General features: G+C 61.0%; 23 protein-coding genes. 9 read left to right on the top strand and 14 right to left on the bottom strand.

Going from position 1 to position 25,714, the window contains the following annotated elements:
• Positions 1–32: 32 nt before the first annotated feature.
• The 6 genes from lepA (at position 33) to pdxJ (ending at position 6,030) form a co-directional block, all read left to right on the top strand.
• Positions 33–1,832, top strand: coding sequence for a translation elongation factor 4 (gene lepA, locus R9B85_RS07230; RefSeq protein ID WP_112250540.1), 1,800 nt, complete (start codon positions 33–35; stop codon positions 1,830–1,832).
• 5 nt (positions 1,833–1,837) lie between these two features.
• Positions 1,838–2,692 (top strand): signal peptidase I, encoded by an 855-nt coding sequence (gene lepB, locus R9B85_RS07225; RefSeq protein ID WP_003258486.1) that lies wholly within the window; start codon positions 1,838–1,840, stop codon positions 2,690–2,692.
• A 161-nt stretch (positions 2,693–2,853) separates the two neighbouring features.
• Positions 2,854–3,543 (top strand): ribonuclease III, encoded by a 690-nt coding sequence (gene rnc, locus R9B85_RS07220; protein WP_112250542.1) that lies wholly within the window; start codon positions 2,854–2,856, stop codon positions 3,541–3,543.
• The gene (era, locus tag R9B85_RS07215) at positions 3,536–4,438 is read left to right on the top strand and encodes a GTPase Era (RefSeq protein ID WP_015271595.1); all 903 of its coding nucleotides are present in this window, start codon (positions 3,536–3,538) and stop codon (positions 4,436–4,438) included. Before rnc ends, era begins: the two co-directional genes overlap by 8 nt.
• Positions 4,439–4,562: 124 nt before the next feature.
• Positions 4,563–5,246 carry a DNA repair protein RecO gene (gene recO, locus R9B85_RS07210; RefSeq protein WP_326433586.1) on the top strand — a complete coding sequence of 228 codons (684 nt, stop codon included), beginning with the start codon at positions 4,563–4,565 and terminating at the stop codon, positions 5,244–5,246.
• Positions 5,247–5,307: 61 nt separating this feature from the next.
• On the top strand, positions 5,308–6,030 hold the full coding sequence (pdxJ, locus tag R9B85_RS07205; protein WP_256474674.1) for a pyridoxine 5'-phosphate synthase: 723 nt from the start codon (positions 5,308–5,310) through the stop codon (positions 6,028–6,030).
• Between the two features lie 126 nt (positions 6,031–6,156).
• Here the strand turns inward: pdxJ and R9B85_RS07200 are convergent, their stop codons facing one another.
• Both R9B85_RS07200 and R9B85_RS07195 read right to left on the bottom strand, forming a co-directional pair.
• Positions 6,157–7,539, bottom strand: a complete 1,383-nt coding sequence (locus R9B85_RS07200; RefSeq protein ID WP_423770938.1) for a heavy metal sensor histidine kinase — start codon at positions 7,537–7,539, stop codon at positions 6,157–6,159.
• On the bottom strand, positions 7,536–8,210 hold the full coding sequence (locus R9B85_RS07195) for a heavy metal response regulator transcription factor (protein ID WP_423770937.1): 675 nt from the start codon (positions 8,208–8,210) through the stop codon (positions 7,536–7,538). Before R9B85_RS07195 ends, R9B85_RS07200 begins: the two co-directional genes overlap by 4 nt.
• Positions 8,211–8,560: 350 nt before the next feature.
• On the opposite strand from R9B85_RS07195, the gene R9B85_RS07190 reads away from it, so the two are divergent.
• Entirely contained in the window at positions 8,561–8,764 is a 204-nt protein-coding gene (locus R9B85_RS07190) for a hypothetical protein (RefSeq protein WP_112250555.1), read from the top strand.
• Between the two features lie 70 nt (positions 8,765–8,834).
• Here the strand turns inward: R9B85_RS07190 and cmoB are convergent, their stop codons facing one another.
• The 7 genes from cmoB to R9B85_RS07155 form a co-directional block, all read right to left on the bottom strand.
• The gene (gene cmoB / locus R9B85_RS07185) at positions 8,835–9,791 is read right to left on the bottom strand and encodes a tRNA 5-methoxyuridine(34)/uridine 5-oxyacetic acid(34) synthase CmoB (RefSeq protein ID WP_252378889.1); all 957 of its coding nucleotides are present in this window, start codon (positions 9,789–9,791) and stop codon (positions 8,835–8,837) included.
• A complete protein-coding gene (cmoA, locus tag R9B85_RS07180; protein ID WP_112250559.1) occupies positions 9,788–10,531 on the bottom strand; it encodes a carboxy-S-adenosyl-L-methionine synthase CmoA in 744 nt (247 codons plus the stop codon). Before cmoA ends, cmoB begins: the two co-directional genes overlap by 4 nt.
• 106 nt (positions 10,532–10,637) lie before the next feature.
• Positions 10,638–11,030 (bottom strand): protease inhibitor I42 family protein, encoded by a 393-nt coding sequence (locus tag R9B85_RS07175; RefSeq protein ID WP_215520785.1) that lies wholly within the window; start codon positions 11,028–11,030, stop codon positions 10,638–10,640.
• A gap of 170 nt (positions 11,031–11,200) precedes the next feature.
• Complete coding sequence (gene lon, locus R9B85_RS07170; protein WP_112250563.1) at positions 11,201–13,621, bottom strand: endopeptidase La; 2,421 nt, start codon at positions 13,619–13,621, stop codon at positions 11,201–11,203.
• 217 nt (positions 13,622–13,838) lie between these two features.
• Positions 13,839–16,250, bottom strand: a complete 2,412-nt coding sequence (locus R9B85_RS07165) for a glucose/quinate/shikimate family membrane-bound PQQ-dependent dehydrogenase (RefSeq protein WP_112250565.1) — start codon at positions 16,248–16,250, stop codon at positions 13,839–13,841.
• Positions 16,251–16,279: 29 nt separating this feature from the next.
• The gene (locus R9B85_RS07160) at positions 16,280–17,614 is read right to left on the bottom strand and encodes a carbohydrate porin (RefSeq protein WP_112250567.1); all 1,335 of its coding nucleotides are present in this window, start codon (positions 17,612–17,614) and stop codon (positions 16,280–16,282) included.
• Between the two features lie 300 nt (positions 17,615–17,914).
• On the bottom strand, positions 17,915–19,960 hold the full coding sequence (locus R9B85_RS07155) for a TonB-dependent receptor (protein WP_423770936.1): 2,046 nt from the start codon (positions 19,958–19,960) through the stop codon (positions 17,915–17,917).
• A 165-nt stretch (positions 19,961–20,125) separates the two neighbouring features.
• Here R9B85_RS07155 and R9B85_RS07150 point away from each other — a divergent pair, with 165 nt between their 5' ends.
• The gene (locus R9B85_RS07150) at positions 20,126–20,347 is read left to right on the top strand and encodes a VF530 family DNA-binding protein (RefSeq protein WP_003252112.1); all 222 of its coding nucleotides are present in this window, start codon (positions 20,126–20,128) and stop codon (positions 20,345–20,347) included.
• 1 nt (position 20,348) lies between these two features.
• The gene (locus tag R9B85_RS07145) at positions 20,349–20,978 is read left to right on the top strand and encodes a Pr6Pr family membrane protein (RefSeq protein ID WP_112250573.1); all 630 of its coding nucleotides are present in this window, start codon (positions 20,349–20,351) and stop codon (positions 20,976–20,978) included.
• A 94-nt stretch (positions 20,979–21,072) separates the two neighbouring features.
• Here the strand turns inward: R9B85_RS07145 and R9B85_RS07140 are convergent, their stop codons facing one another.
• The 5 genes from R9B85_RS07140 to R9B85_RS07120 all read right to left on the bottom strand — a co-directional run bounded on the left by R9B85_RS07140 (position 21,073) and on the right by R9B85_RS07120 (position 25,695).
• Positions 21,073–21,834 carry a siderophore-interacting protein gene (locus R9B85_RS07140; protein ID WP_423770935.1) on the bottom strand — a complete coding sequence of 254 codons (762 nt, stop codon included), beginning with the start codon at positions 21,832–21,834 and terminating at the stop codon, positions 21,073–21,075.
• Positions 21,827–22,372, bottom strand: coding sequence for a PadR family transcriptional regulator (locus R9B85_RS07135; protein ID WP_313856231.1), 546 nt, complete (start codon positions 22,370–22,372; stop codon positions 21,827–21,829). Before R9B85_RS07135 ends, R9B85_RS07140 begins: the two co-directional genes overlap by 8 nt.
• A gap of 318 nt (positions 22,373–22,690) precedes the next feature.
• A complete protein-coding gene (locus R9B85_RS07130) occupies positions 22,691–23,641 on the bottom strand; it encodes a D-alanine--D-alanine ligase family protein (RefSeq protein ID WP_423770934.1) in 951 nt (316 codons plus the stop codon).
• Positions 23,634–24,806, bottom strand: a complete 1,173-nt coding sequence (locus R9B85_RS07125; protein ID WP_423770933.1) for a cysteine desulfurase family protein — start codon at positions 24,804–24,806, stop codon at positions 23,634–23,636. The genes R9B85_RS07130 and R9B85_RS07125 overlap by 8 nt, the downstream gene beginning before the upstream one ends.
• A gap of 10 nt (positions 24,807–24,816) precedes the next feature.
• Positions 24,817–25,695, bottom strand: coding sequence for an LPD16 domain-containing protein (locus R9B85_RS07120; RefSeq protein WP_423770932.1), 879 nt, complete (start codon positions 25,693–25,695; stop codon positions 24,817–24,819).
• Positions 25,696–25,714: the final 19 nt, after the last annotated feature.

Genomic DNA, 25,714 nt, shown 5'->3' with positions numbered 1-25,714 from the left:
GTCCGGCTCGCAGCCTTTTCGAGTGTTGACCCGTGAGTGATTTGAGTCATATCCGCAATTTCTCCATCATCGCCCACATCGACCATGGCAAGTCGACGCTGGCCGACCGTTTCATCCAGATGTGCGGTGGCCTGTCGGCACGCGAAATGGAAGCCCAGGTGCTCGATTCCATGGACCTGGAGCGTGAGCGCGGTATCACCATCAAGGCCCACAGCGTCACGCTTCACTACAAGGCGCAGGACGGCAAGACCTACCAGCTGAACTTCATCGACACCCCCGGCCATGTCGACTTCACCTACGAAGTCTCACGCTCCCTGGCAGCCTGTGAAGGCGCGTTGCTGGTCGTGGACGCCGGCCAGGGTGTCGAGGCCCAGTCCGTGGCCAACTGCTATACCGCCATCGAGCAGGGCCTGGAAGTCATGCCGGTTCTGAACAAGATGGACCTGCCCCAGGCCGACCCGGATCGCGTCAAGGACGAGATCGAGAAGATCATCGGCATCGACGCCACCGACGCCGTGGCCTGCAGCGCCAAGAGCGGCATGGGCGTGGACGAGGTGCTCGAGCGCCTGGTGCATACCATTCCGGCGCCTGAAGGCGAGATCGACGCCCCTCTGCAGGCGCTGATCATCGATTCCTGGTTCGACAACTACCTGGGCGTGGTCTCGCTGGTGCGCGTGCGCCAGGGCCGCGTCAAGAAAGGCGACAAGATCCTGGTCAAGTCCACCGGCAAGGTGCACCTGGTCGACAGCGTGGGCGTGTTCACCCCGAAGCACACCCAGACCGCCGACCTGAAGGCCGGCGAAGTGGGCTTCATTATCGCCAGCATCAAGGACATCCACGGTGCCCCGGTCGGTGACACCCTGACCCTGTCCACGACCCCTGAGGTCGAGGTGCTGCCAGGCTTCAAGAAGATCCAGCCGCAGGTCTATGCCGGCCTGTTCCCGGTAAGCTCCGACGACTTCGAGGACTTCCGCGATGCGCTGCAGAAGCTGACCCTGAACGACTCGTCGCTGCAGTACATGCCGGAAAGCTCCGACGCCCTGGGCTTCGGCTTCCGTTGCGGTTTCCTCGGCATGCTGCACATGGAAATCATCCAGGAGCGCCTGGAGCGCGAATACGACCTGGACCTGATTACCACCGCGCCAAGCGTGATCTACGAGCTGGAACTGAAAACCGGTGAAACCATCACCGTCGACAACCCGTCGAAGCTGCCAGACGTTTCAGCTGTCGCCGATTTCCGCGAGCCGATCGTCACCGCCACCATTCTGGTGCCGCAAGAGCACCTGGGCAACGTCATCACCCTGTGCATCGAGAAGCGTGGCGTGCAGCGCGACATGCAGTTCCTCGGCAGCCAGGTGCAGGTGCGCTACGACCTGCCGATGAACGAAGTGGTGCTGGACTTCTTCGACCGGCTCAAGTCCACCAGCCGCGGCTATGCTTCGCTGGACTATCATTTCGATCGCTACCAGTCGGCCAACCTGGTCAAGCTGGATGTACTGATCAACGGCGACAAGGTCGATGCCCTGGCATTGATCGTGCACCGCGACAACGCGGCCTACAAGGGCCGTGCGTTGACCGAAAAGATGAAGGAACTGATCCCTCGGCAGATGTTCGATGTGGCGATCCAGGCAGCTATCGGCGGCCAGATCATCGCGCGGACAACCGTCAAGGCGCTCAGAAAGAACGTACTGGCCAAGTGCTACGGTGGTGACGTCAGCCGTAAGAAGAAGCTGCTGGAGAAGCAGAAGGCCGGTAAGAAACGCATGAAACAGGTGGGTAACGTGGAGATTCCACAGGAAGCCTTCCTCGCCGTGCTCAGGTTGGATAGCTAGGTCCTATGTCGCTAAATTTCCCGCTGTTGCTAGTCATCGCCGTCTTCGTCTGCGGCCTGCTGGGCTTGATCGACCTGCTGTTCCTGGCCCCGCGCCGGCGTGCGGCAATCGCCAACTACCAGGGCAGCGTCAGCCAGCCCGAGATGGCGGTGGTCGAGCGCCTGGGCAAGGAGCCATTGCTGGTTGAATACGGCAAGTCGTTCTTCCCGGTGCTGTTCATCGTGCTGGTGCTGCGTTCGTTCCTGGTCGAGCCGTTCCAGATTCCGTCGGGGTCGATGAAACCGACCCTGGAAGTGGGCGACTTCATCCTGGTGAACAAGTTCTCCTATGGCATTCGCCTGCCGGTGATCGACAAGAAGGTCATCGAAGTGGGTGACCCGCAACGCGGTGATGTGATGGTGTTCCGCTACCCGAGCGACCCGAACGTCAACTACATCAAACGAGTGGTTGGCTTGCCGGGCGACCAGGTGCGCTACACCAGCGACAAGCGGTTGTTCGTCAACGGCCAGCCAATTGCCGAACAACTGGTGGGCACCGAACCGGGCACCCTGGGCAGCGCCGAGCTGTACAAGGAAAAGCTCGGCGAGGCCGAACACCTGATCCGCAAGGAAATGAGCCGTTACCGCATGCCGCCGGACCAGCAATGGACCGTGCCGGCAGGCCATTACTTCATGATGGGCGACAACCGCGACAACTCCAACGACAGCCGTTACTGGGATGATCCGAACATCCCGAAGGAACTGCACGGCATGGTTCCGGACCGGAACATCGTCGGCAAGGCCTTCGCGGTGTGGATGAGCTGGCCAGAGCCCAAACTCAGCCACCTGCCCAACCTGTCGCGGGTCGGTCTGATCCATTGATACCCATCGGCGCTGGCCAGCAGGCAGCGCCGAATGCATTTCTGACATAGGCTGTGTTCTCAGGGATCGGGAGATTCGCCGCACATCGCGGCGGGCCACAGCCAAACAGTCTTTCAGGATGTTGATTTGAACAACGCGTTGAACAACGAACGGGTGGCCGCATGACTGCTTCCCTTGCCCGTCTGGAGCGAAAGCTCGGCTATACCTTCAAGAACCAGGACCAGATGCTTCTGGCCCTGACCCATCGCAGCTACGCCGGGCGCAACAACGAGCGCCTGGAGTTTCTCGGTGACGCCATTCTCAACTTCGTCGCCGGCGAGGCGCTGTTCGAGCGCTTTCCGCAGGCCCGCGAAGGCCAGCTGTCGCGCCTGCGTGCGCGCCTGGTCAAGGGTGAGACCCTGGCTCGTCTGGCCCGTGGTTTCGACCTGGGTGACTATCTGCGCCTGGGCTCGGGGGAACTCAAGAGCGGTGGCTTCCGCCGCGAGTCGATCCTGGCCGATGCCCTGGAGGCGCTGATTGGCGCCATCTACCTGGACGCCGACATGGAAACTGCCCGTGAGCGCGTGCTGGCCTGGCTGGCCGACGAGTTCGAGGGGCTGACCCTGGTCGATACCAACAAGGACCCGAAAACCCGCCTGCAGGAGTTTCTGCAGTCGCGCAGCTGTGAGCTGCCACGTTACGAAGTGGTGGATATCCAGGGCGAACCTCATTGCCGTACCTTCTTCGTCGAATGCGAGGTAGTGCTGCTGAACAACAAGAGCCGTGGTCAGGGCGTCAGCCGGCGTATTGCCGAGCAAGTCGCCGCCGCGTCTGCATTGATCGCCCTGGGCGTGGAGAATGGCAATGACTGATAGCAACCCGACCCGCTGCGGCTACGTGGCCATCGTCGGCCGCCCCAACGTGGGCAAGTCGACCCTGCTCAACCACATCCTCGGCCAGAAACTGGCGATTACCTCGCGCAAGCCACAAACCACCCGTCACAACATGCTCGGCATCAAGACCGAGGGTGACGTGCAGGCGATCTACGTCGATACCCCAGGTATGCACAAGGCCAACGACAAGGCCTTGAACCGCTACATGAACCGCAATGCCTCGGCGGCCCTGAAAGACGTCGACGTGGTGATCTTCGTAGTCGACCGCACCAAATGGACCGACGAGGACCAACTGGTGCTGGAGCGCGTGCAGTACGTGACGGGCCCACTGATCATCGCGGTCAACAAGACCGATCGCATGGAAGAGAAGGCCGAGCTGATCCCGCACTTGCAGTGGCTGCAGGAGCAATTGCCGAACGCCGAGGTCATGCCGATTTCCGCGCAGCAGGGGCACAACCTCCAGGCGCTGGAAGCACAGATCGCCAAGCACCTGCCCGAGAACGAGCACTTCTTCCCCGAAGACCAGATCACTGACCGCAGCAGCCGCTTCCTGGCCGCCGAACTGGTGCGCGAGAAGATCATGCGCCAGCTGGGTGCGGAATTGCCGTACCAGATCACCGTGGAGATCGAAGAATTCAAGCAGCAGGGCCATGTGCTGCACATTCACGCGCTGATCCTGGTCGAGCGCGACGGCCAGAAGAAAATCATCATTGGCGACAAGGGCGAGCGTATCAAGCGCATTGGCTCCGAGGCGCGCAAGGACATGGAGGTGCTGTTCGACTCCAAGGTCATGCTCAACCTGTGGGTCAAGGTGAAAGGCGGCTGGTCCGACGACGAGCGTGCCCTGCGTTCGCTGGGCTACGGCGACCTGTAAATTCGCCTGACGGCTCAGGTTACTCTGTGGGAGCGGGTTTACCCGCGAATGCGTCAGTGGGTTCACCATCGCATTCGCGGGTAAACCCGCTCCCACAGTTGTCTGGGGCTTTTAGAGAGCGTTTATGGAACAACCTGTTGGCCAGCCAGCTTACGTGCTGCACAGCCGTGCCTACAAGGAAACCAGCGCGCTGGTGGACTTTTTCACCCCGCAGGGCCGCATGCGCGCCGTGCTGCGCCGTGCGCGTGGCAAGGGTGGCAGCCTGGTGCGGCCGTTCGTGCCGCTGGAGCTGGAGCTGCGCGGGCGTGGCGAGCTGAAGAATGTCGGCCGCATGGACAGCGCCGGCATCGCCGCCTGGCTGCACGGCGATGCCCTGTTCAGCGGGTTGTACCTCAACGAACTGCTCATGCGCCTGCTGCCCGCCGAAGCGCCTTTCCCGGCGCTGTTCGAGCACTACACCCTGACCTTGCAGGCCTTGGCCGCCGGTCGCCCGCTAGAGCCGCTGCTGCGCTCATTCGAATGGCGGATGCTGGACGAGCTCGGTTACGCGTTTTCGTTGCATCACGACGTCAATGACCAGCCGATCGCGGTCGACGGCCTGTACCGCTTGCGTGTGGACGCCGGCCTGGAGCGGGTGGAGTTGGCGCAACCCGGCCTGTTCCGCGGCACCGAACTGGTGGCCCTGGCCGAAGCCGACTGGGATGCCCCGGGTGCCTTGCTCGCCGCCAAGCGCCTGATGCGCCAGGCCCTGGCGGTTCACCTGGGGGGAAAACCGCTGGTCAGCCGGGAACTGTTTCGCAAGCGCTGATCACGACGTATGCTGTGGGGCTCAATCTTCAGGAGAGCCTTTCGTGACTCACAGCAATCGCATGCTTCTCGGCGTAAACATCGACCACGTGGCGACCCTGCGTCAGGCCCGGGGCACGCGTTACCCTGATCCGGTCAAGGCTGCCCTGGATGCCGAGGAAGCAGGCGCCGATGGCATCACCGTGCACCTGCGTGAAGACCGCCGGCATATCCAGGAGCGTGACGTGGTGCTGCTCAAGGACGTGCTGCAGACCCGCATGAACTTCGAGATGGGCGTCACCGAAGAGATGATGGCCTTTGCCGAGAAGATTCGCCCGGCGCACATCTGCCTGGTACCCGAAACCCGTCAGGAACTGACCACCGAAGGCGGCCTGGACGTGGCGGGCCAGGAGGCACGGATCAAGGCTGCGGTTGAGCGCCTGTCGCGTACCGGTGCCGAAGTGTCGCTGTTCATCGATGCCGACGAGCGGCAGATCGAGGCATCGCATCGTGTTGGAGCGCCAGCCATCGAACTGCACACCGGGCGGTACGCCGACGCCGAAACCCCGACTGATGTGGCTGAGGAGCTCAAGCGTATCGTCGATGGTGTGGCGTTCGGGGTGGGGCAGGGGCTGATCGTCAATGCTGGTCACGGGTTGCATTACCACAACGTCGAGGCGGTGGCCGCGATCAAGGGCATCAATGAACTGAACATCGGCCATGCGCTGGTGGCGCATGCCTTGTTCGTGGGCTTCAAGGCCGCTGTGGCCGAGATGAAGGCGCTGATCGTGGCGGCTTCGCGCTGATCGTTGGTCGCCTGTACCGGCCCCTTCGCGGGTAAACCCGCTCCCAGAGGGGGCGCACAAGCCCCAGCCCTGTAGGGTACCTGTGGGAGCGGGTTCACCCGCGAAGAGGCCGGCACAGGCGAAAGATCAATCGGCAGGAAACACCAGGGTAAACCGGGTAGGCCCCAATGGGCTGCTGCTGACCTCGACCCGCCCGCCATGCAGCTGCATGATCGACTTGACGATCGCCAGCCCCAACCCGGTCCCGCCTTCCAGCCGCGAGCGCCCCGAGCCAACCCGGTAAAACCGCTCGAACAAGCGCGACTGGTGCTCTGCAGCAATACCAGGCCCCTGGTTTTCCACCGAAAGCCGAATTTCACTACTCAGGCGCTCGATGCGCAACTCTACGGGCTTGCCATCGGGGCAGTGCCGAATCGCATTGCTCAGCAGATTCGACAATGCCCGTTGAAACATCAGCCGATCCCCCAGTGCCGTCCCCCAGCCCTGAACACGCAGCTCAACGTCTTTCAGTTCGGCACTGAACGCGAAAAGTTCGACAACCCGAGCAGTTTCGTCGGCCAATGCCATGGGTTTCAACACCACCTGGGCTTGAGGCTGGCTGACCTGGGCAAGAAACAGCATGTCGTTGATGATGCGGTTGAGCCGGGTCAGCTCTTCGATACTGTCTTCCAGCACTTCGCGGTAATTGGCGTTGTCCCGTTCACGGGCCAGGGTCACCTGGGCCTTGCCCATCAGGTTGCTCAAGGGGGTACGCAGCTCATGGGCGAGGTCGTCGGAAAACTGCGACAGCTGGCTGACCCCCTGATCGAGCCGATCGAGCATCACATTGATGCTGCTGGCCAGCTCTGCCAGTTCCAGCGGCAGGCCGCTCGCTGGCAGGCGATGTTGCAAGTCTTGCGCCGACACCTGCCCGGCAATGCGGCGGAAGTGGCGCAAGGGCTTCAGGCCGCGCCGGGTCAGCCACCTGGCGCCGGCGCCGATCAGCAGCAACAGCAGCGGTAACGCCAGCAAGGTGGAATGCAGGTAAGCCTGTAGCAGGGCGTTGTCGTCGGCGCGGTTGAGCGACATCATCACCCTGACTGGGGTGTCGTCGCGCAGGCGCATCAGCCGGGTCGCGGTAAGGATCTGGTTACCTTTGCTGTCGCGCCAGGCATGAAAGGCCAGGCGGGCATCGGTGCGCAGCTCGCCTACCTGCGATTCAAGCGCTGGTCCCAGGCTGAGCAGGTGCGGGTGGCGGCCTTCCAGGGCCAGCACACTGAGGCTGAGGTTGTCGTGCCCCATCACCAGGTCGAGCAAGGGATGGGCGCGGCTGCCCAGGTCTTCGCTACGCAGGTCGACGCGCAGGTTGTGCTCGACCTGCAGCATCTTGCGCGCCAGGTCCTTGCGTGCGCGGTTGTCCAGTTCGTGATCAAGCGCGAACACGGCCAGGCAAGCCAGCAGCAGCACCAGTGCGGCGCCCATCAGCGTCACGCTCAGGCCCAGGCGCAGTGACAGGCTGGCGTTGTTCAAAAGCGTGCCTCGAGCACGTAGCCGACGCCACGCAGGGTATGGATCAGCTTGTCGTCGAACGGGTCGTCGATCTTTGCCCGCAGGCGCCGGATCGAAACCTCGACCACATTGGTGTCGCAGTCGAAGTTCATGTCCCACACCAGCGAGATGATCTGGGTGCGCGACAGCACCTCGCCGGTCTGGCGCATCAGCAGGTGCAGCAAGGCGAATTCCTTGGCGGTCAGGTCGATACGCTGCCCGGCACGGTAAGCGCGGTGGCGGGCGGGGTCCAGCTCCAGATCGGCGACGCGCAGGGTGCTGGGCTGCACTTGCTGATCGTTGCGACGCAGCAGGCTGCGGATGCGGGCCAGCAGTTCAGGAAACTCGAAGGGTTTGAGCAGGTAGTCGTCGGCCCCCAGGTCCAGGCCCTTGACCCGGTCGGCCAGGCGGCCGTGGGCGGTGAGCATCATGATACGTGTGGTCGATTCGGCACGTAGCCGCTGCAGCACGGTCCAGCCATCGAGTTCGGGCAGATTGACGTCGAGAATGACCAGGCCGTAGGGCTGCTGGCGGGCGAGGTGCAGGCCATCGGTGCCGGTGTGGGCGCAGTCGACCACGTAGCCGTTCTCGCGCAGGCCCTGCTGCAGGTAGTCGGCAGTGCGCAGTTCGTCCTCTATGAGCAGTAGACGCATGGGAGGCTCGGTGTGATGAAAGGGGGGCGATTCTCGACCCTGTAGTGACATCAGGGTCAAGGGGCAGGATGTTACGGCATGAGTAAGGGCGTGCGGCGCAGATAACGGATTTGTAATGCTGGTGTTATCTGGCTGTCTGTTGCGGTCCTTTCGCGGGTAAACCCGCTCCCACAGGGTCTTCACAGACGCTGAAAATCCCCGCAGTTCCTGTGGGAGCGGGTTTACCCGCGAAGCGGCCAGCACTGACAACACAGGGCCACATTGCAAGACTGTAATCCGCGCCTCACCTTGCTGTTAGCTAGCCCTCGCTAGGATGGCCGTGTCTGATCGGTTATCACGAGGCAACCACGATGAACCTGACCAAATACCTGCTGTTGGCCACCCTTGCCCTGGGCAGCGCCAGTGTTTATGCCGAGGGCGGTGCGGAACGTTCGAAACAATTCTGGCAAGCGTTCCGCGAAGACCAGCAGCGCCTGCACGGCGACAAGCAACAGGCCGTTGCCGAACGTGAGCGCAAGGCGCAGGAGAGGGCCCGCGAGTTGGCCAAGGATTGAAGTTACAGCACCTGCGCCGCGTCAGTTCCTCGGCGCAGATGTATTCAGACGCCCATCCGGGCGTCTTTTTTTATTTGCGTGCCAGCAGGGTGGCGCGACGTGGAGCCGGCAGGCCTTCGATGGTCTTGCTGTGGTCGTTCGGGTCAAGGAAGTCGACCAGTGACTGGTAGCGCATCCACTCGGTGCTGCGCTGTTCTTCGACGCTGGTCACGCTTACGTCGACGCACCGCACATCGCTGAAACCGGCCCGGCGCAACCAGCGCTCCAGGGCTGGTACCGACGGCAGATACCAGACGTTGCGCATCTGTGCATAGCGGTCCTCAGGTACCAGTACCTGGTTTTCGTCACCTTCGATCACCAGGGTTTCCAGCACCAGTTCGCCACCTTTGACCAGGCAGTCCTTGAGCGCCAGCAGGTGCTCGATAGGCGAGCGGCGGTGATAGAACACCCCCATGGAAAACACCGTATCGAAACCTTCGAGGTTGGCCGGCAGGTCTTCGAGGGCGAACGGCAGGTGCCATGCGGGCAACTCTGGCAGGTATTGCTGGACGGCCTGGAACTGGCAGAAGAACAGCCAGTTCGGGTCGACGCCAACAACTATGTCGGCACCGGCACCGAGCATGCGCCACTGGTAGTAGCCGTTGCCGCAGCCCACGTCGAGCACACGCTTGCCCTTGAGGTCCAGGTGCGGGCCAACCCGGGACCATTTCCAGTCCGAACGCCACTCGGTGTCCACATGCACCCCGAACAGGTCGAACGGCCCTTTGCGCCAAGGCGACAGGCCCATCAATGCCTGACGCATCTGCGCGCGGGTCGCGTCGTCGCAATCGCAGTCCAGGCGCAGCCCGTTGGCCAGGTCGATTTCGCTCGGCTGCAGGGCGGGAAGGGCTTCCAGCGCACCACGCCAGCGGTCGAGGTCGCCGTGGCCCTTCTCCAGCTTGGCTTCCAGTTGCGCTTGCAGGCCTTGCGACCAGGAAGCCAGGGGCGTGCCCGCCAGGCGGCGGACGAGGGGGGACAGATCGATCATGGCAGGGCAATCAAAGAGGCGAAATTAAGGCATTGGAACCAGGGCACCACCTTCGAGAAACCGGCTGCGCGCAGGCGCGCCTGGTGGGCTTCGAGGGTATCGGGCCTCATCACGTTCTCGATGGCGCTGCGCTTCTGGGCAATCTCCAGTTCGCTGTAGCCATTGGCACGCTTGAAGTCCAGGTGCAGTTCATTGAGCAAGTCCTGCTGTTCATCATCGGCGAAGCGCAGTTTTTCCGAGAGGATCAGCGCACCACCGGGCAACAGCGCCTGGCGGATACGGCCGAGCAGTTCCAGGCGCTGGTCGGGGGCGATGAACTGCAGGGTGAAATTCATCGCCACCACCGAGGCGGGCTCGAAGGGCAGGGCCAGGATGTCGGCTTCCAGCACTTGCACCGGCAGCAGTTCCTGGAACATCGAGTCCTGGGCGGTGAGGTACTGACGGCAACGTTCGACCATGGCCGCTGAGTTGTCCACGGCAACAACCCGGCAGCCGTCACTGCGCACATGGCGGCGCAGCGACTGGGTAACGGCGCCCAGCGACGCACCCAGGTCGTACAGCGTGGTGTGCGGCTGGGCGAAGCGCGCGGCCAGCACGCCGAGGTTCTCGACGATGGTCGGGTAGCCCGGCACCGAGCGCTTGATCATGTCCGGGAACACACGCACCACATCCTCGTTGAAGACGAAGTCGGGCACCTGCTCCAGGGGCTGGGCGAAAAGGCGGTCGGGTTGTTTGCTCACGGAGGGCTCGATACAGGGTGAAACGGAGGCGCATTTTAGCCAAAGGCCGCGATTCTTGCCATGGCAGCGCTTCAGCCTCAGGGTGTTCATGGAGCAGCCGCTGCGGTCAGCGGACGACGATCCTGCAATCGAAAGTCTGTACCGGGGCAACATCTGCAGCCCACGGCTGCTGGTAGATCAGCACCAACTGGCCATCGCCGGTGCCGCTGGCCTGGTAGCGCCAGGTCGAGACACCGGCGCTGCCGACCACATCGTCTTCTTCCGGGGCGCTGTACACCTCCGGGCCGAGGCTTTGCAGCACGTTCGCGGCTGGGTTTTCGACCCGCCAGCGGTAACCGGTGGACGGGTTGCTTGGCAGCGTCAGGGTCAGCGTCTGGCCAACCTGCAGGCGCGTCGGGCATTCGCTTTCGGCATCGAGTGCAACCGGCCGGGTGGGCTGATTGGCGCAGGCAGAAAGCAGGGCGAAGCTCAGGGGAACGAGCAGACGAGGGGCGGTCATGTTGGCTCCGGAGGCTGACGATGGCCTGAGGATAACCGATGATCGAGTAGATTTGTGTTGTCTGTGCCGGCCCTTTCGCGGGTAAACCCGCTCCCACAGTGATCTCACTGGGCTCAAGCCCTGCGCTATCCCTGTGGGAGCGGGTTTACCCGCGAAGAGGCCGGTGCTGGCTAGAACAGCACTTTCGCCACGTCGGCAAAGCGCTTGGCAAAATGCACGGTCAGGCCTTCGCGCAGATAATCCGGCAGTTCTTCATAGTCCCCACGGTTAGGCTCCGGCAAGATCAGTTCGAAGATCTTCTGCCGCCGCGCCGCAATCACCTTCTCGCGCACACCGCCAATCGGCAGCACCTGCCCGGTCAGCGTCAGCTCGCCAGTCATGGCCACGCCTTTCTTGGGCGCCTGGTCACGGGCCAGCGACAACAGGGCGCTGGCCATGGTGATGCCGGCACTCGGGCCGTCCTTTGGCGTGGCGCCTTCGGGCACGTGCAGGTGAATGAACGCTTCGTTGAAGAAACCCGGGTCACCACCGAACTGTTTGAGGTTGGAGCTGACGTAGCTGTAGGCGATTTCGGCTGACTCTTTCATCACATCACCCAGCTTGCCGGTCAGCTTGAAGCCCCGGTTGAGAGTGTGGATGCGGGTGGCTTCGATCGGCAGAGTGGCGCCGCCCATGCTGGTCCAGGCCAGGCCGGTGATCACGCCTTTGCCGGCAAGCACTTGCTCGCTGCGGAACACGGGCATGCCAAGCGCGGCTTCCAGGTCCTTGGTGCCTATCTTCAGCTTGGCCTCGGGGTTATCCAGCAGCTTGACCACTGCCTTGCGCACCAGCTTGCCCAGTTGTTTCTCCAGCTGGCGCACCCCGGCTTCTCGGGCATAGCCTTCGATCACTGCGCGCAGCGCACTGTCGCTGATGCCGAGGCTGGTCTTGGCCACGCCGGCCTTTTCCAGCTGCTTGGGCCACAGGTGGCGCTTGGCGATGGCCAGCTTCTCTTCGGTGATGTAGCCGGACAGGCGGATCACTTCCATGCGGTCGAGCAATGGTCCGGGGATCGAGTCCAGGGTGTTTGCGGTGCACACGAACAGTACCTTGGACAGGTCCAGGCGCAGGTCGAGGTAGTGGTCGAGGAAGTCGACGTTCTGCTCCGGGTCGAGGGTTTCCAGCAGTGCTGAAGCCGGGTCGCCCTGGTAGCTCTGGCCCATCTTGTCGATCTCGTCGAGCATGATCACCGGGTTCATCACTTCGACGTCCTTCAGGGCCTGCACCAGCTTGCCGGGCTGGGCGCCGATGTAGGTGCGGCGGTGGCCCTTGATCTCGGCCTCGTCACGCATGCCGCCGACACTGAAGCGGTAGAACGGCCGGCCGAGCGATTCGGCGATGGACTTGCCGATGCTGGTCTTGCCGACCCCGGGCGGACCAACCAGCAGCACGATCGAGCCGCTGATCTCGCCTTTCCAGGCGCCCACGGCGAGGAATTCGAGAATGCGCTCCTTGATGTCATCGAGGCCGGCGTGGTGCTGGTCGAGGACCTTGCGCGCGTGGTTGAGGTCGAGCTTGTCCTTGCCGTACACGCCCCAGGGCAGGGCGGTTGCCCAGTCCAGGTAGTTGCGGGTGACGGCGTATTCGGGCGAGCCGGTTTCGAGGATGGCCAGCTTGCCCATCTCTTCGTCGATGCGCTTGCGCGCCTGGTCCGGCAGGGTCTTGCCTTCGAGGCGTTGCTCGAACTGCTCGAGGTCGGCGCTGCGGTCGTCCTTGGTCAGGCCCAGTTCCTGCTGGATGACCTTGAGCTGTTCCTTGAGGAAGAACTCGCGCTGGTGCTCGCCGATCTGCCGGTTGACCTCGGCCGAGATCTCGTTCTGCAGGCGCGCGACCTCGACTTCCTTGCGCAGCATCGGCAGGACCTTTTCCATGCGCTTGAGCATGGGCACGCAGTCGAGCACTTCCTGCAACTGGCTGCCGGTAGCCGAGGTGAGGGCGGCGGCGAAGTCGGTGAGTGGCGACGGGTCGTTGGGGCTGAAGCGGTTGAGGTAGTTCTTCAGCTCTTCGCTGTACAGCGGGTTGAGCGGCAGCAGCTCCTTGATCGCGTTGATCAGCGCCATGCCGTAGGCCTTGACCTCGTCGGTCGGCTCGGCGGGCTGGCGCGGGTATTCGACCTCTACCAGGTACGGCGGGCGGTGGTGCTTGAGCCAGGTACGGATGCGTACCCGGGTCAGGCCCTGGGCGACGAACTGCAGCTTGCCGTTTTCGCGGCTGGCGTGGTGCACCTTCACCAGCGTGCCGTACTGGGGCAGCGCCGAGGTGTCGAAATGGCGGTGATCTTCTGGCGGAGTATCCATGAAGAACAGGGCCAGGCTGTGATCTGGCGTCTTGGCTACCAGGTCGAGGGTTTCTGCCCAAGGGTCTTCATTGACGATGACCGGCAGCACCTGGGCCGGGAAGAACGGACGGTTGTGGATCGGGATCACGTAGACCTTGTCCGGCAACTGCTGGCCGGGCAGGGCGAGGGCGTGGCCGGTTTCGGCCTGGGGAGTGGTGTGTTCGACTTCGCTGTGTTCGTCGGGATGTTCCGGGAAATCCTGCTGGTCGCTCATGGGGCACCTGCGTGAATGACTATGGTGCTTAGATGGGGCGCGGGGGGATGGGTTTCAATGGTAGACGAAGGGCGCAGAGAGAAGTGATACCTGTACCGGCCTTTTCGCGGGTAAACCCGCTCCCACAGATACGGCGCCGACCTTGGGGGCAGCGCCGTATCTGTGGGAGCGGGTTTACCCGCGAATGCGGCAGCAGGTTCACTGCCGCATCTCTGGATTACTCAGCCAGTTTGTAGGCGATGATGTAATCGCCCATCCTGGTGCCCAGCGAGCCATGCCCGCCAGCAGTCACCAGCACGTACTGCTTGCCATCCTTGCCGCTGTAGGTCATTGGCGTGGCCTGGCCACCCGCTGGCAGGCGGGCTTTCCACAGTTCCTTGCCGTTGTTCACGTCATAGGCGCGCAGGTACTGGTCCAGGGTGCCGCTGAGGAAGCCGACGCCACCAGCGGTGACGATCGAGCCGCCCATGCTCGGCACGCCAACCGGCAGGCCGATCGGCACCGGGGTGCTGTCGCGGGTGGTGCCGTTCTTGTGCTTCCACACCACCTTGTTGGTGAACAGGTCGATGGCGGCGACATAGCCCCAGGCCGGGGCCTGGCACGGTACGCCCAGTGGCGACATGAACGGGTGCATGGTCACTGCGTACGGCGCGCCGGTGTTCGGCTGCACGCCGCTGGTCTCGCTTTCGCGCTTGCTGCCCTCGGCAACTTGCTCACGCGGGATCATCTTCGACACGAAAGCCATGTAGTTGGGCGAGGTGAACAGCAGTTGGCGCACCGGGTCGACCGACACGCTACCCCAGTTGAACACACCGACGTTGCCCGGGTAGACCAGAGAGCCTTGCTCGGACGGTGGAGTGTACTGGCCTTCGTAACGCAGCTCGCGGAACTGGATGCGGCACAGCATCTGGTCGAACGGCGTGGCACCCCACATGGCCTGTTCGGTCAGCTCGGGGCCAAGCAGGTTGAGGTCGGAGCGGGCCTGGGTCGGCGAGGTGTGATCGCCCTTCACCGCACCTTGCGGGGTGGGGATTTCGCGGATCGGCACGATCGGCGTACCGTCGCGGCGGTCGAGCACGTACAGGCTGCCTTGCTTGGTCGGCACGATGATTGCCGGCTTCACGCCATCGTCGGTCTTCAGGTGGACCAGGGTCGGCTGGCTGCCGACGTCCATGTCCCACAGGTCGTGGTGGGTGAACTGGTAGTTCCAGCGAGCCTTGCCGGTGGCAAGGTCCAGGGCGACAACGCCGGCGCTGTACTTCTCGGCACCCGGGGTGCGGTTCGCGCCCCACTGGTCCGGGGTCTGGTTGCCCAGAGGCAGATAAATCATGCCGAGGTCTTCGTCGACGCTGGCGATCGACCACATGTTGGCCGAGTTGCGGCTGTACATCTTGCCGGGCGCCAGTGGCTGGGTGTCGTCCGGGTTGTTGCTGTCCCAGTTCCACACCAGGTGGCCGTCATGCACGTCGTAGGCGCGGATCACGCCGGATGGCTCGTTGGTCGACTCGTTGTCGGTGACATGGCCACCGATGATCACCAGGTCACGGGTAACCGCGGCTGGCGAGGTGGAGTAGTAGCCGCCAGCGGTGAACGGGCCGATGCCGGTGGTAAGGTCGATCACGCCCTGGTTGGCGAAGCCTTCGCAGACCTTGCCGTTGTCGGCGTTGATGGCGATCAGGCGGGCGTCCGCAGTCGGCAGGTAGAGGCGGCGAGGGCAGGCCTGGGCCACGGCCTGGCCGGCGTCGGTAATTTTCGGTGCCGGGCTGCCGTCGCGGCTGACGTAGCGGTTTTCGTCGTAGTACGAAACGCCACGGCAGGTCATGTGGGCAAAGCCCTTGAAGGTGCCGACCGGGCTCTTGACCTGAGGGTCGTAGCGCCAGATTTCCGCTCCGGTGTCCGGGTCCAGAGCCAGCAGGCGGCTGTGCGCGGTGCAGGCATAGAGCATGCCGTTGACCTTCAGCGGGGTGTTCTGGTTGGTCAGCTCCACCGGGTCGTTTTCGGTTGGCAGGTCACCGGTGCGGATGCGCCATGCCTCCTCCAGGCGGTAGGCGTTCTGCGGGGTGATCTGGCGCAGTGGCGAATAGCGGTCGCCGTGCTCGGTACGCCCGTAGGCCTGCCATTCACCGTCGGGCATGGCCGGGGCGGCGCTGGCCATCTCGCTGCTGTCGCGGCCCAGTTCGCCGAACACTTCACCGGGGTGGGTGAACTGGCTGCCCAGGGCGCAAGCGCCCGAAGCGACCACTGCAACGCCGAGCAGCGCAGTATTGGCCTTGCTGGCCGGGCCGATCAGCGGGCGACGCGCCCAGGGCAGCAGCAGAACCACGCCGATGGCAAACCAGATGGCCAGGCGCGGTACCAGTTGCCACCAGTCCAGGCCCACTTCGAGCAGTGCCCATACGGTACTGCCCAGCAGTACCAGGCCGTAAAGGCCAAGGGCGATGCGGCGCTGGGCAAGCAGCAGGATGCCCGACAGGGCAAAGCCGATACCGGCGATCAGGTAGTACAGCGATCCGCCCAGCTGGCTGAGCTTGATGCCACCGGCCAGCAGGGCCAGGCCCATCAGCAACAGCAGCGCGCCGATCAGGCGCGGTAGCCAGCGGCTTCCATTGTTGGCACCTTCAGTGCTCATCGTAGGTTCTCCGTCAGGTCAAAAAGGGGTTAGAAACTGCTCTGGATCTTCAGGCCGCCGATCAGGGCGCCATCGACCTGCGACACCCCGCCCGGGTGGCGGATGTATTGCAGGTTGGGGCGTACCGTGAGCCAGTCGGCCAGGTGGATGCCGTAATACAGCTCGGCGCTGTACTCGGTGTCCTGCACCGGCAGGAAACCGGGGTTGTCGTAGTCGTCGATACCGCTGGCCTGGTTGGCCAGGCGCGCGTTCTTGCGGTAGGCAGGGTTGACGTGCACGCGGGCGAGGGCGAAACCGATGTCGTCCTTGGCGCGGGCGTCGAAGGGCCCTTTGTATACCAGTCCTGCCTGAACATAGTTGTCGATGGCATTGGTCTTCTTGTCGTGCACCGTGGCGTTGGCGAACAGGCTCAGGCCACGCGACTGGTCGGACGCCAGCGAAGTCACCTGCTGCTGGGCCCCGAGCCACAAGCCGTGCTTGCTCGAACTGCTGCGGTAGGCGGCGCCGCTGAGGGCTGCCGGCTGGCCGTTGCTGTCCTTGAGAACATCCTGTGCCTTGGCATTACTGTAGTAGTAGCCGGCGCGATATTCCCCTTTCAGACCATTGACCCGTGGGCTCCATACCAGTTCTATCGGCATTACCGCGCCCTGGGTGCCACTGCCGCTGAGCTTGAAGCCGTTGCCCGATTCCAGGTTGGAGGGGTTCTGCTCGTACACGCCGACCTGGGCGTAGAGCGCATCGTTGAGGTTGTAGCGCACGCGCAGGGCCCACTGGCTGACCGGCCAGTTGTACCAGATGCCACCCACCCAGTTGCCTACCTGCGAGCCGCAGAAGGCCAGGTTCTGAAAGTCGCAGGGGAAGCTGTTGAAGTCTTCGCCTTCGCCGAAACGGCCGAATTTCACGTCCAGCGCGCCGTCGAAGTACTTCTGCTTGACCCACAGCTGCGTCAGCCGCCAGGTTTCGCCACGGCCCCAGACCTCCTGGGCCGAGGTGAAACCGCCGACACGTGGGTCGTTGATGCGGTCGTTGCTGATGTTGTCGCCATGACGCTCGGTGATGGTCAGCTGGAATTCGGTGTCGTGCCAGCCGAGGATCTTTTCCAGGTCGAGGTGGCTACCGAAGGTGAACTGGTCGCTGTAGCGCGCGGTGCGGTCGTGGTCGTAGCCACCCTGCAGGTTGCTGCCCATCTCGCCGGTGTAGCCGAGGGTGAAGTCGTAGCCTTTTTCCAGCAGTTCGCTGCGGGTACCACCCCAGTCGCCGAGCATCCATGGGGAATCGCTGGCGAACATCTCGCTGGCGCCGGTGGGAGTCGCCAGCGCACTGAGGGCAAGGCCGATGTAACAGGTTTTGGGCAGTTGGAGCATGAGATAGCGCTATCTTCTGATTATTGAATAAACGGCAAGCGCATCGAAGGGCGCGCCCTTCAATGGATATGGCAACAAGATGGTTTCGATGAAGCGATTCAGCTTGCGGCGGGGAGGATATAGAGGAAGTTGTAAGAAAAAAAGACAAATTGTCGCACTGGATTGTTGCTTGTCTGGTAACAGTACAGATGATAGGAGGATAAAGGAGGGACCTTGTGGGAGCGGGTTCACCCGCGAATGCGGCGGTGGCCCTGGCATCGCATTCGCGGGTAAACCCGCTCCCACAGGCATCGCGTCAGGTTAGAAGGTGGTACGCAGGCCCACTTCCACGCTGCGCCCCGGCGCCGGGGCGATATCGCGCAGGATCGAGCTGGCATAGCGCACGGTCTGGTCAGTCAGGTTCTCGCCGCGCACAAACGCCAGCCACTGGCTCTGGCCAACTTCGAAGCGGTAGCCAACGCTGGCCCCCAGCGTGGTGTAGCCGTCGGTGCTGGTTTCGTTGGCAGGTTTGCGATGCTGCGACGAGGCATGCTGCACATCGACCCGCGCCTGCCAGCGGTCCAGCTCCCAGACCAGGCCGCTGTTCATGCGCAGCGGGGCGATACGTGGCAGCGGTTCGCCATTGTCGAGGTTCTTCGCCCGGGTGTAGTCGCCGGAGAGCTCCAGGGCGAAGCTGCCATAACGGTTCTCGACCAGTTGCCAGCGGTCCTGGGCCTCGATGCCATAGAAGCGCGCCCGCACGCCCTGGTACTGGTACTCCGGGAAACCGTCATGGTCGTGATCGTGGTCGTGGTCATCCTCGTTATGGTCGTGGCCATGCCCCTCGCGGATGTTGCCGGTGCCGATCAGGCCGATGTAGTTGCGGAAGTGGCTGTAGAACACCCCGACACTGCCCTTGTGGGTGCCGTTGTCGAAACGCAGGGCCAGGTCGGCAGAAATGGCTTTTTCCTTGTTCAGGCTGGCATCGCCGACTTCAAAGGCTCCGGTGGCCACGTGGGCACCATTGGCATACAGCTCGTAGAAGGTCGGGGCGCGCTCGGTGTAGCCGAGGTTGGCGGCCAGCGCCCAGATCGGGTCGAGCTGGTACACCGCCCCGGAAGACAGGCTGAAGGCGTTGAAACTGCTGGCGCTGTCGGCGTCGGCGAAGTTCTCGTTGCCTTTGGCATCCGGGTCGACCCGGGTGTGCTCCATGCGTGCGCCCAGGCTCAGGTTCAGGCGCTCGGTGGCTTGCCACTGTTCCAGCATGAACAGCGCCAGGCTATCGGTGTCGGTGTGCGGGACGAAGGCTTCCTCGCCCAAGGCGGAGAATTCGTTGCGGCTGACCTGCGCACCGATCACGCCTTCTACCGGCCCGAGCGGTTGGTGGCGGGCTTCGATACGTGCTTCATAGCCCTTGTTCCTGAAGGTTGTGTGAACCTCGCCTTCTTCGATTTCACGGTGCTCGTAGTCGGTGTAGCCGGCATCGACCTTGACCGAAGTGAACGGGCCTTGCAGATCGTGCAGTTCGGAGGCGAAGGCGTAATGGTCCTGCTTCATGTCCAGGCGCACACCTGGCTCGGCTACCGAGCCATAGTTGCTGTCGTAGCGGCTGTACGACAGGCCGGCGTAACCGTGGTCCCAATGGTAGGCGCCACCCACGGCGCCACCGTCCTGGCGACCGTCGCTGTTTTCCAGGCGGTGCTCGCTGCCGGGTTCGTCGGCATCGCGCACCTTGGAACTGCGCGCGTAACCGGGGATGCGCAGGTCGTTGAACTGGCGGCTGTTGGCATCCAGGTGCAGGGCAAAGGCACCGTTGCCGGCTTCCAGCTTGCCAGCACTGCTGCGGGTGGTATCGGCGCCGCCGTAGCGCAGTTCACCGGCACCTTGGATGCCCTCGATGGGGGTATCCGGGATGCGATTGTCGAAGGTGTTGACCACGCCGCCGATGGCGTTGCCGCCGTAGAGCAGGGCAGCGGGGCCACGGACGATCTCGATGCGGTCGACGGTCACCGGGTCCAGCGGCACGGCGTGGTCGTAGGACAGCGATGAAGCATCCAGGGCGCCGACGCCATTGCGCAGGATGCGAATGCGGTCGCCATCCAGGCCACGGATTACCGGGCGACTGGCGCCAGGGCCGAACCAGGTGGAAGCGACCCCCGGCTGCTTGTTCAGGGTTTCACCGAGGCTGCCGTGCTGCTGTTGCAGCAGGTTGTCGCCGTCGAGCACGGTGCTGGGGGCGGCCAGCTGGCTGTTGCCCAAAGGGTTGGCGGTGATGACCTGGGGTTCGAGTTCCACAGCGTGGCTGGGTGATGCGGCCAGCCACAGTGCGACGGCGAGAGGAGAGAGGCGAAGCGGTGTGTACAGCATGGGGATGGGGCGTTCCTTGGCAGATGCTTTTGTATTGTTACAATATAACATCTCTATTTCAGCACAGAGGTTTTGCGCCTGGCCAGCGGTTTTTCTGTCGACTCATCTGATCCCACCCACCACTACACTCGTGTAAGGTGCGCATCTTTCCTACGGAGCACTGGCATGAGCACGGCCCAACACAACGCGCTGCACGGCAAGACCCTCGAACAGATCCTCACCGAGCTGGTTGCGCACTACCAATGGCAGGGCCTGGCCGAGCGCATCGATGTGCGCTGCTTCAAGAGCAACCCGACCATCAAGTCGAGCCTGACTTTCTTGCGCAAGACGCCGTGGGCACGGGAAAAGGTCGAGCAGTTGTACGTGAAGCTGCAGCGCCAGGCCTGACATGCCGCGCCGTCCCTGGCTGACCGGCATGGCCGTGCTGGGCTGGTTCGGCCTGGCCGTGCAGGTGTACCTGGTGCTGTTGGCGCGTTGGCAGGAGCAGGCCAGCCTGGTGGGTGGCCTGATCAATGTGTTCGGGTATTTCACCGTGTTGACCAATACCCTGGTGGCAACGGTGCTCAGTTATGCGGCATTCGGCCGGGAAGGCCGTGCCAAGCGTTTTTTCCTGTCGCCTTCAGTGAGTTCCGCGGTGGCCGCCAGCATCGTGCTGGTGGCATTGGCCTACAGCGTGCTGTTGCGTCACTTGTGGCAACCGCAGGGCTGGCAATGGCTGGCCGACGAGCTGATGCATGATGTGATGCCCGTGCTATATGCCTTGTATTGGTGGTGCGAGGTGCCCAAGGGCAGGTTGCGCCTATGGCAGTTGCCGGTCTGGGCGGTGTATCCGGCAACGTATTTTGCCTACGCGTTGTGGCGGGGGAGCGAGATTGGCGTATATGCCTACCCGTTCATCGATGTGGCGAGCCTGGGGTATGGGCAGGTGATGCTCAATGCCCTGGGGGTGTTGGCGGGGTTCTGGGGAATCGGGCTGGTGCTGCTGGGGCTGGATCGGTGGCGCCCCATTCGCGGGTAAACCCGCTCCCACAAGTACTGCGCTGCCCTCAGGAACAGCGCCGCCCTTGTGGGAGCGGGTTTACCCGCGAAGAGGCCGGGGCAGCAATAAACAATCATTCGTCGTCCGCAGTCCCGTCGGCACGCCAGTACGCTACAGCCTTCAGCGCATCTTCAGGCACCCCTTTCTCCAGCAACAGTGCCTTGGCCTGGCGGGACAGGGCTTTTTCCAGTGCCACCCAGGCGTATAACCGGCCTTGCGGCAAGGTCAGGTTTTTCACCAGCGCCAGCAAGTCTTCCTGTTGGCGACGTACCCAGATCACCTCCACCTGCGCCTTGCTCGGCAGCGGCTGGCGTTCCTGCTCGTCTTCGATCTGGATAACCGCCAGCACCTGGCGCCCCGCAGGCAACTCCTCCAGGCGGCGGCCAATGGCCGGAAGGGCGGTTTCGTCGCCGATCAGCAGATAGCTGTCGAAGATGTCCGGCACCACCATCGAAGCCCGCGGCCCGGCGATGTCCAGAGTTTGCCCGGGTGCCGCCTGCGCGGCCCAGGTGGAGGCAGGGCCATCGCCGTGCAGCACGAAGTCGATGTCCAGCTCATTGGCCACCAGGTCGATGCGCCGTGGCGTGTATTCGCGCATGGTAGGCCGTGCGCCACCCTCTCGGCCCAGGTTGCGAGCCTCGATGGCTTGCTGTTGCTCCGGTGTTTCGGCGAACAGCAGCTTGATATGGTCGTCGCTGCCCACGCTGGTGAAGCCTTGCAGCTCGGCGCCCCCGAGGGTGATGCGGCGCATGCGCGGGGTCAGTTCGGTGACCCGCAGCACCTGCAGGCGGCGTTGGCGGATTTCGTGGTTCACGCGGTGAATGGTGTCACTCATGGGGTGTCTCCCTGACAGGTTCGGCCGGCCCAGAGGCGATGGCCTTGGCGGTATGGTTGAGCAGGTCGCGAACCCGCTCGATTTCTTCCGGTGTCCACCGGCCGCTATGCATGTGCAGCGCGTGGCGCAGGTTGCCGACCGCTTCATGAATTTCTGGTGGGCGGTCGTGGCCGCGCAGGGCGCGCTTGCTGACTTCGATGCGCATACGCACGCCGTCCAGCGCGACAGCCTGTTCGGCCAGGGCGGTGCGACCGGCTTCGGTGATGGCATAAAGGCGTTTGCTGCCCTGCACCTGGCCGCTGATCAGCTCGGCCTCTTCGAGGAAGTTGAGGGTGGGGTAGATCACCCCGGGGCTTGGGCTGTAGCTGCCGTCGAACAGGTTTTCGATCTGGCGGATCAGGTCGTAGCCGTGGCCAGGCTGCTCGGCGAGCAGGTCCAGCATCAGCAGCTTGAGGTCGCCGGGGGCAAAGACGCGTGGTCCGCGCTCGCCACGGCCGGGGCGCCGTTCGAAGGGGTCATGGGGGGTGTGTTCGCGCATGGGGCAAGGCTCCGTCGTTTGCGATATATCGTAAGATATTACTCAAGATATATCTAAAGACAAGCCTTCAATTGCAGATGATTATCATCTACTTTATCGATAGGTATCCAGTAGACGCAGCCTCGTGTCGCGAAAGAGCTGCGCAGCAGCCCCTTTGTTTCAGCTGAGTTGCGCAAAGAACTGGAGTTGTTGCGCAGCCCTTTTGCGACACAAGGCCGCGCCTACAAAAAAAGTTTCCATTCTCTGGCAAGTTGGAAAGCTTCTTGCCGCGCCTCGCCTGGCGTCCATTGGGTCTGAAAATTCTGCATGTAGAGTGGGTTATTTGATTTTTTTGTGTGGCAAGTCATGTTTTAGACCTGGTGCGCCGCTCCTGTGTAAATTGTTTAAGCGAAGAATCAAGTCGTCAAAGGAAATACCATGTTCCAGGCATGCCTTTGGAAATAGGCTGTGACTAGTCAACCCAGGAAGCGTGTTGAGTTCGATTAAATAAGGTGCTGAGTTGTGAATTATGAAGTCTGCCCGAAAGTAATCGAGATCTAGCGCTTGTGCAATGGCAAGGCAATCAATATTAAGTTTTCGGTAGCAATTTTTATCGAGAGTGGCAAGTGTAGCCGTAGTTTTGGTGGATGTGAACTTTGCATCGTATGAGAAAAACTCGCTTTCGAAGTCGAGCGTATAAACGGGAAGTAGACAGCCATAATAGTAGCTTACTGAAAGCTCTGGCCCAGTGATAAACTCTTCGATGAGAATACCGGTTTTGAATTCTTCAGCTCTGTTAATGGCTGTCAAAAAATCAAACGAATTACCACGGATGAGGGATACGCCAAAACTGCAGCCTTCGCGATTTGGTTTGACAATGCATGTATTGCCCAGACGCGCCTGTACTGTTTGGAAATCAACAGTGCATTTGTTTTTGAAGTACATATAGTTTGCGACGCTGATGCCTAAGCCCTGTGCGACATGCTTGGTTAGCAGTTTGTCCATGCATATTGCGCTGGTCTGGGGAGAGGGGCCGTTGTAGGGTATCCCTAGGGCCTCAAGATAGCTCTGAGCCATTCCGTTTTCACCAAAGCCGCCATGGAGAGCCAGGAACACACGTGTGAATTTACTAAGATCTAAATTGAGAAGCTCTTTGAAATCAGTTATCGTGAAAACTTCGTGGCGAATATTTGATCGCTCCAAAGAGTTGGAGACGGCGTCGGCAGTTTGAAGTGAAACATCCCGCTCTGAGGAGACGCCCCCGGTTATGATGGCGATGTTATTAGTCATGTTGATTGCTCCTGTGGATGAACTGGTTCAATGCAAATACAGTTTTGCAGATGATTTCAGCTCCGCTACGGATTAGATTAATGTCCATGTCGCTGGCAAATGATAGTCGAATTGAACTAGCGGCTCTTTCCGCATCATGTCCTATGCCGGTGATGACATGTGAAGGTCTTAAATCATGAGCGTTGCAAGCTGAGCCGGATGAAATGCACACCTTTCCAAGGTGGCTGATCAGTATCTCAGCACGAATTCCGGTGATGGTAATATTGAGGATGTGGGGAGTAGACTTAAAACGAGGGGAGTTGATCAGGTAGGGTATTTTATGAGTGTTAAAAATTTCAAGGATTGCTGCTCTGCGTTGGGAGGCAGCATTCCAAGATTCGCGATGGTTTTGGCGTTGTATGCGGCGCGCAGCAGCACCGAAGCCAGCGATAAGCTGTGTAGGCAAGGTCCCACTTCGAAGTGGGGACTGTCCACCGCCAAATGTCAGTGGCTGCAAGCGTGAAATGGCAGCTTGAGATGCATATAGAACGCCTATACCTTTTGGGCCGCCTATCTTATGCGCGGAAAGCGAGACGCAATCAATTCCAAGTGTTTTGATATTTATGGGGATCTTTCCAAATGCCTGGGCAGCATCAACATGAAATAAAGCATTTGTCTTTTTGGTAAGTGCTTTTTTTATTTCTTTCAGGTTCTGAATTGTTCCAATTTCCGAATTGACGTATGATATTGAAAGTAGAGTCGTGCGTTCATCCAGCAGGCTGTAGAGATGCTCGATGTCTACTCGTCCGTTTGTGGTTACGCGCATTTTGCGTACTTCGACATTTCGCCGCTCTAGTTCTTCTGCCGCGGCAAGGCTGGATTTATGATCGATGGGGCAGACTATGATGTTGCTGGCGTGGCTGATCTTAGCAGACCCAAGAATAACAATATTATTACTTTCGGTTGCTCCGGAGGTAAATATAAGTTCATTTGTTCGGCAGCCAAGCAGAGTGGCGATGGTTGAAGTGCTTTCGCATATGGCGCTTTTTGCAAGTCGACCCATGAGATGGGAGGAAGATGGATTTCCAAAGGTGTTTTTGCTGAATTCATGCATCTCCTTTAAAACTTCATCGTGGCACGGAGTAGTTGACGCGGCGTCTAAGTAGATAACAGGTGATTGCGACATTGTATTTTCCTCATGTTTCATAGGTGACGACTTGAGCACCTTTGCTAAATATCTCCTCGTGTGTAAGTTCTCCAGATCCTCCCAAATCTGCTACCAATATGCTTACAGACTCAAAATCATAGAGTGATAGTGCTACTTCAATGCCCTTCCGGATGGGTGAATGGCATTCGCTTGGTGCAAAAATAACTAGGAGACGTGATCCGGATTTATAGACTTCAGAAATCATTTCCGTTATTTCGCCAGCGCAACCAGTCATGCCGCAACTTATTAGTGGCAATGTTGTGCCTGAAGCATCAGTAAATGTAATTTCTGACATTTCTGGTCTATCCGGTAGATAACGCTTCTCAAGTTTTTTTTGCTTGACCAAGCGCGCAGCCTCATTTTGGAAGCGATTTTTCAGCCAGGTTTCAGGAAAGCATATTGAGTGTCTTCGACTTTCGCATATGTTTTTGGTTGAAATGGTGTTTGACGCCTCCAGTAATGAAAGGTATGAGTCAGGTAGTTTGGTAAAACGTTCGTAGAACTCGGTCCTGTAGTCAGTATCGCTTTGGTCGCCGGGTATGTACTGCCAGTCGTTTATCAGAAGTATGAGCTTTGCCAATTTGTTGTTGGTTATTTTTTGATGCTCAGCGAGCTGGATTGCCAGTTTCCATGTGTATGTAGGGAATATGCCAACTCGAGATTTAACTTGCTCCTGCAGGATAGGGTTGCGGATGTCTTCAAATATGCCCGGCCGTAATTGTTTGTCTTGATGGTCAAAAAACAACATGAAGTGTCCAGCCATGATGTGGAGAGTGCCAAAGCTGTGGAGATTAATGAATTCGTAGATCTTTTCGAGAAGCGCTTTTTCACTGAATGAATATGTTTCTGTTGTGGCTATTGTGCGCATATCATAAAGCCCCATAATA

The organism is Pseudomonas sp. NLJ1 (assembly GCF_049486705.1).
Classification (GTDB): Bacteria; Pseudomonadota; Gammaproteobacteria; order Pseudomonadales; family Pseudomonadaceae; genus Aquipseudomonas; species Aquipseudomonas inefficax.
The sequence above is the reverse complement of the archived record's forward strand: the minus strand, read 5'-3'. Positions and strand labels throughout refer to the sequence as shown.

Excerpts from the sequence above, each read along its gene's own strand:
- R9B85_RS07165 (WP_112250565.1), bottom strand. The coding sequence starts at position 16,250 with ATGAGCACTGAAGGTGCCAACAATGGAAGCCGCTGGCTACCGCGCCTG.
- R9B85_RS07135 (WP_313856231.1), bottom strand. The coding sequence starts at position 22,372 with ATGCGCGAACACACCCCCCATGACCCCTTCGAACGGCGCCCCGGCCGT.
- cmoB (WP_252378889.1), bottom strand. The coding sequence starts at position 9,791 with ATGATCGATCTGTCCCCCCTCGTCCGCCGCCTGGCGGGCACGCCCCTG.
- R9B85_RS07155 (WP_423770936.1), bottom strand. The coding sequence starts at position 19,960 with ATGCTGTACACACCGCTTCGCCTCTCTCCTCTCGCCGTCGCACTGTGG.
- rnc (WP_112250542.1), top strand. The coding sequence starts at position 2,854 with ATGACTGCTTCCCTTGCCCGTCTGGAGCGAAAGCTCGGCTATACCTTC.
- R9B85_RS07195 (WP_423770937.1), bottom strand. The coding sequence starts at position 8,210 with ATGCGTCTACTGCTCATAGAGGACGAACTGCGCACTGCCGACTACCTG.
- R9B85_RS07140 (WP_423770935.1), bottom strand. The coding sequence starts at position 21,834 with ATGAGTGACACCATTCACCGCGTGAACCACGAAATCCGCCAACGCCGC.
- R9B85_RS07190 (WP_112250555.1), top strand. The coding sequence starts at position 8,561 with ATGAACCTGACCAAATACCTGCTGTTGGCCACCCTTGCCCTGGGCAGC.
- R9B85_RS07175 (WP_215520785.1), bottom strand. The coding sequence starts at position 11,030 with ATGACCGCCCCTCGTCTGCTCGTTCCCCTGAGCTTCGCCCTGCTTTCT.
- R9B85_RS07150 (WP_003252112.1), top strand. The coding sequence starts at position 20,126 with ATGAGCACGGCCCAACACAACGCGCTGCACGGCAAGACCCTCGAACAG.
- R9B85_RS07120 (WP_423770932.1), bottom strand. The coding sequence starts at position 25,695 with ATGCGCACAATAGCCACAACAGAAACATATTCATTCAGTGAAAAAGCG.
- R9B85_RS07130 (WP_423770934.1), bottom strand. The coding sequence starts at position 23,641 with ATGACTAATAACATCGCCATCATAACCGGGGGCGTCTCCTCAGAGCGG.
- lepB (WP_003258486.1), top strand. The coding sequence starts at position 1,838 with ATGTCGCTAAATTTCCCGCTGTTGCTAGTCATCGCCGTCTTCGTCTGC.
- R9B85_RS07145 (WP_112250573.1), top strand. The coding sequence starts at position 20,349 with ATGCCGCGCCGTCCCTGGCTGACCGGCATGGCCGTGCTGGGCTGGTTC.
- recO (WP_326433586.1), top strand. The coding sequence starts at position 4,563 with ATGGAACAACCTGTTGGCCAGCCAGCTTACGTGCTGCACAGCCGTGCC.
- era (WP_015271595.1), top strand. The coding sequence starts at position 3,536 with ATGACTGATAGCAACCCGACCCGCTGCGGCTACGTGGCCATCGTCGGC.
- R9B85_RS07160 (WP_112250567.1), bottom strand. The coding sequence starts at position 17,614 with ATGCTCCAACTGCCCAAAACCTGTTACATCGGCCTTGCCCTCAGTGCG.
- R9B85_RS07125 (WP_423770933.1), bottom strand. The coding sequence starts at position 24,806 with ATGTCGCAATCACCTGTTATCTACTTAGACGCCGCGTCAACTACTCCG.
- lon (WP_112250563.1), bottom strand. The coding sequence starts at position 13,621 with ATGAGCGACCAGCAGGATTTCCCGGAACATCCCGACGAACACAGCGAA.
- pdxJ (WP_256474674.1), top strand. The coding sequence starts at position 5,308 with ATGCTTCTCGGCGTAAACATCGACCACGTGGCGACCCTGCGTCAGGCC.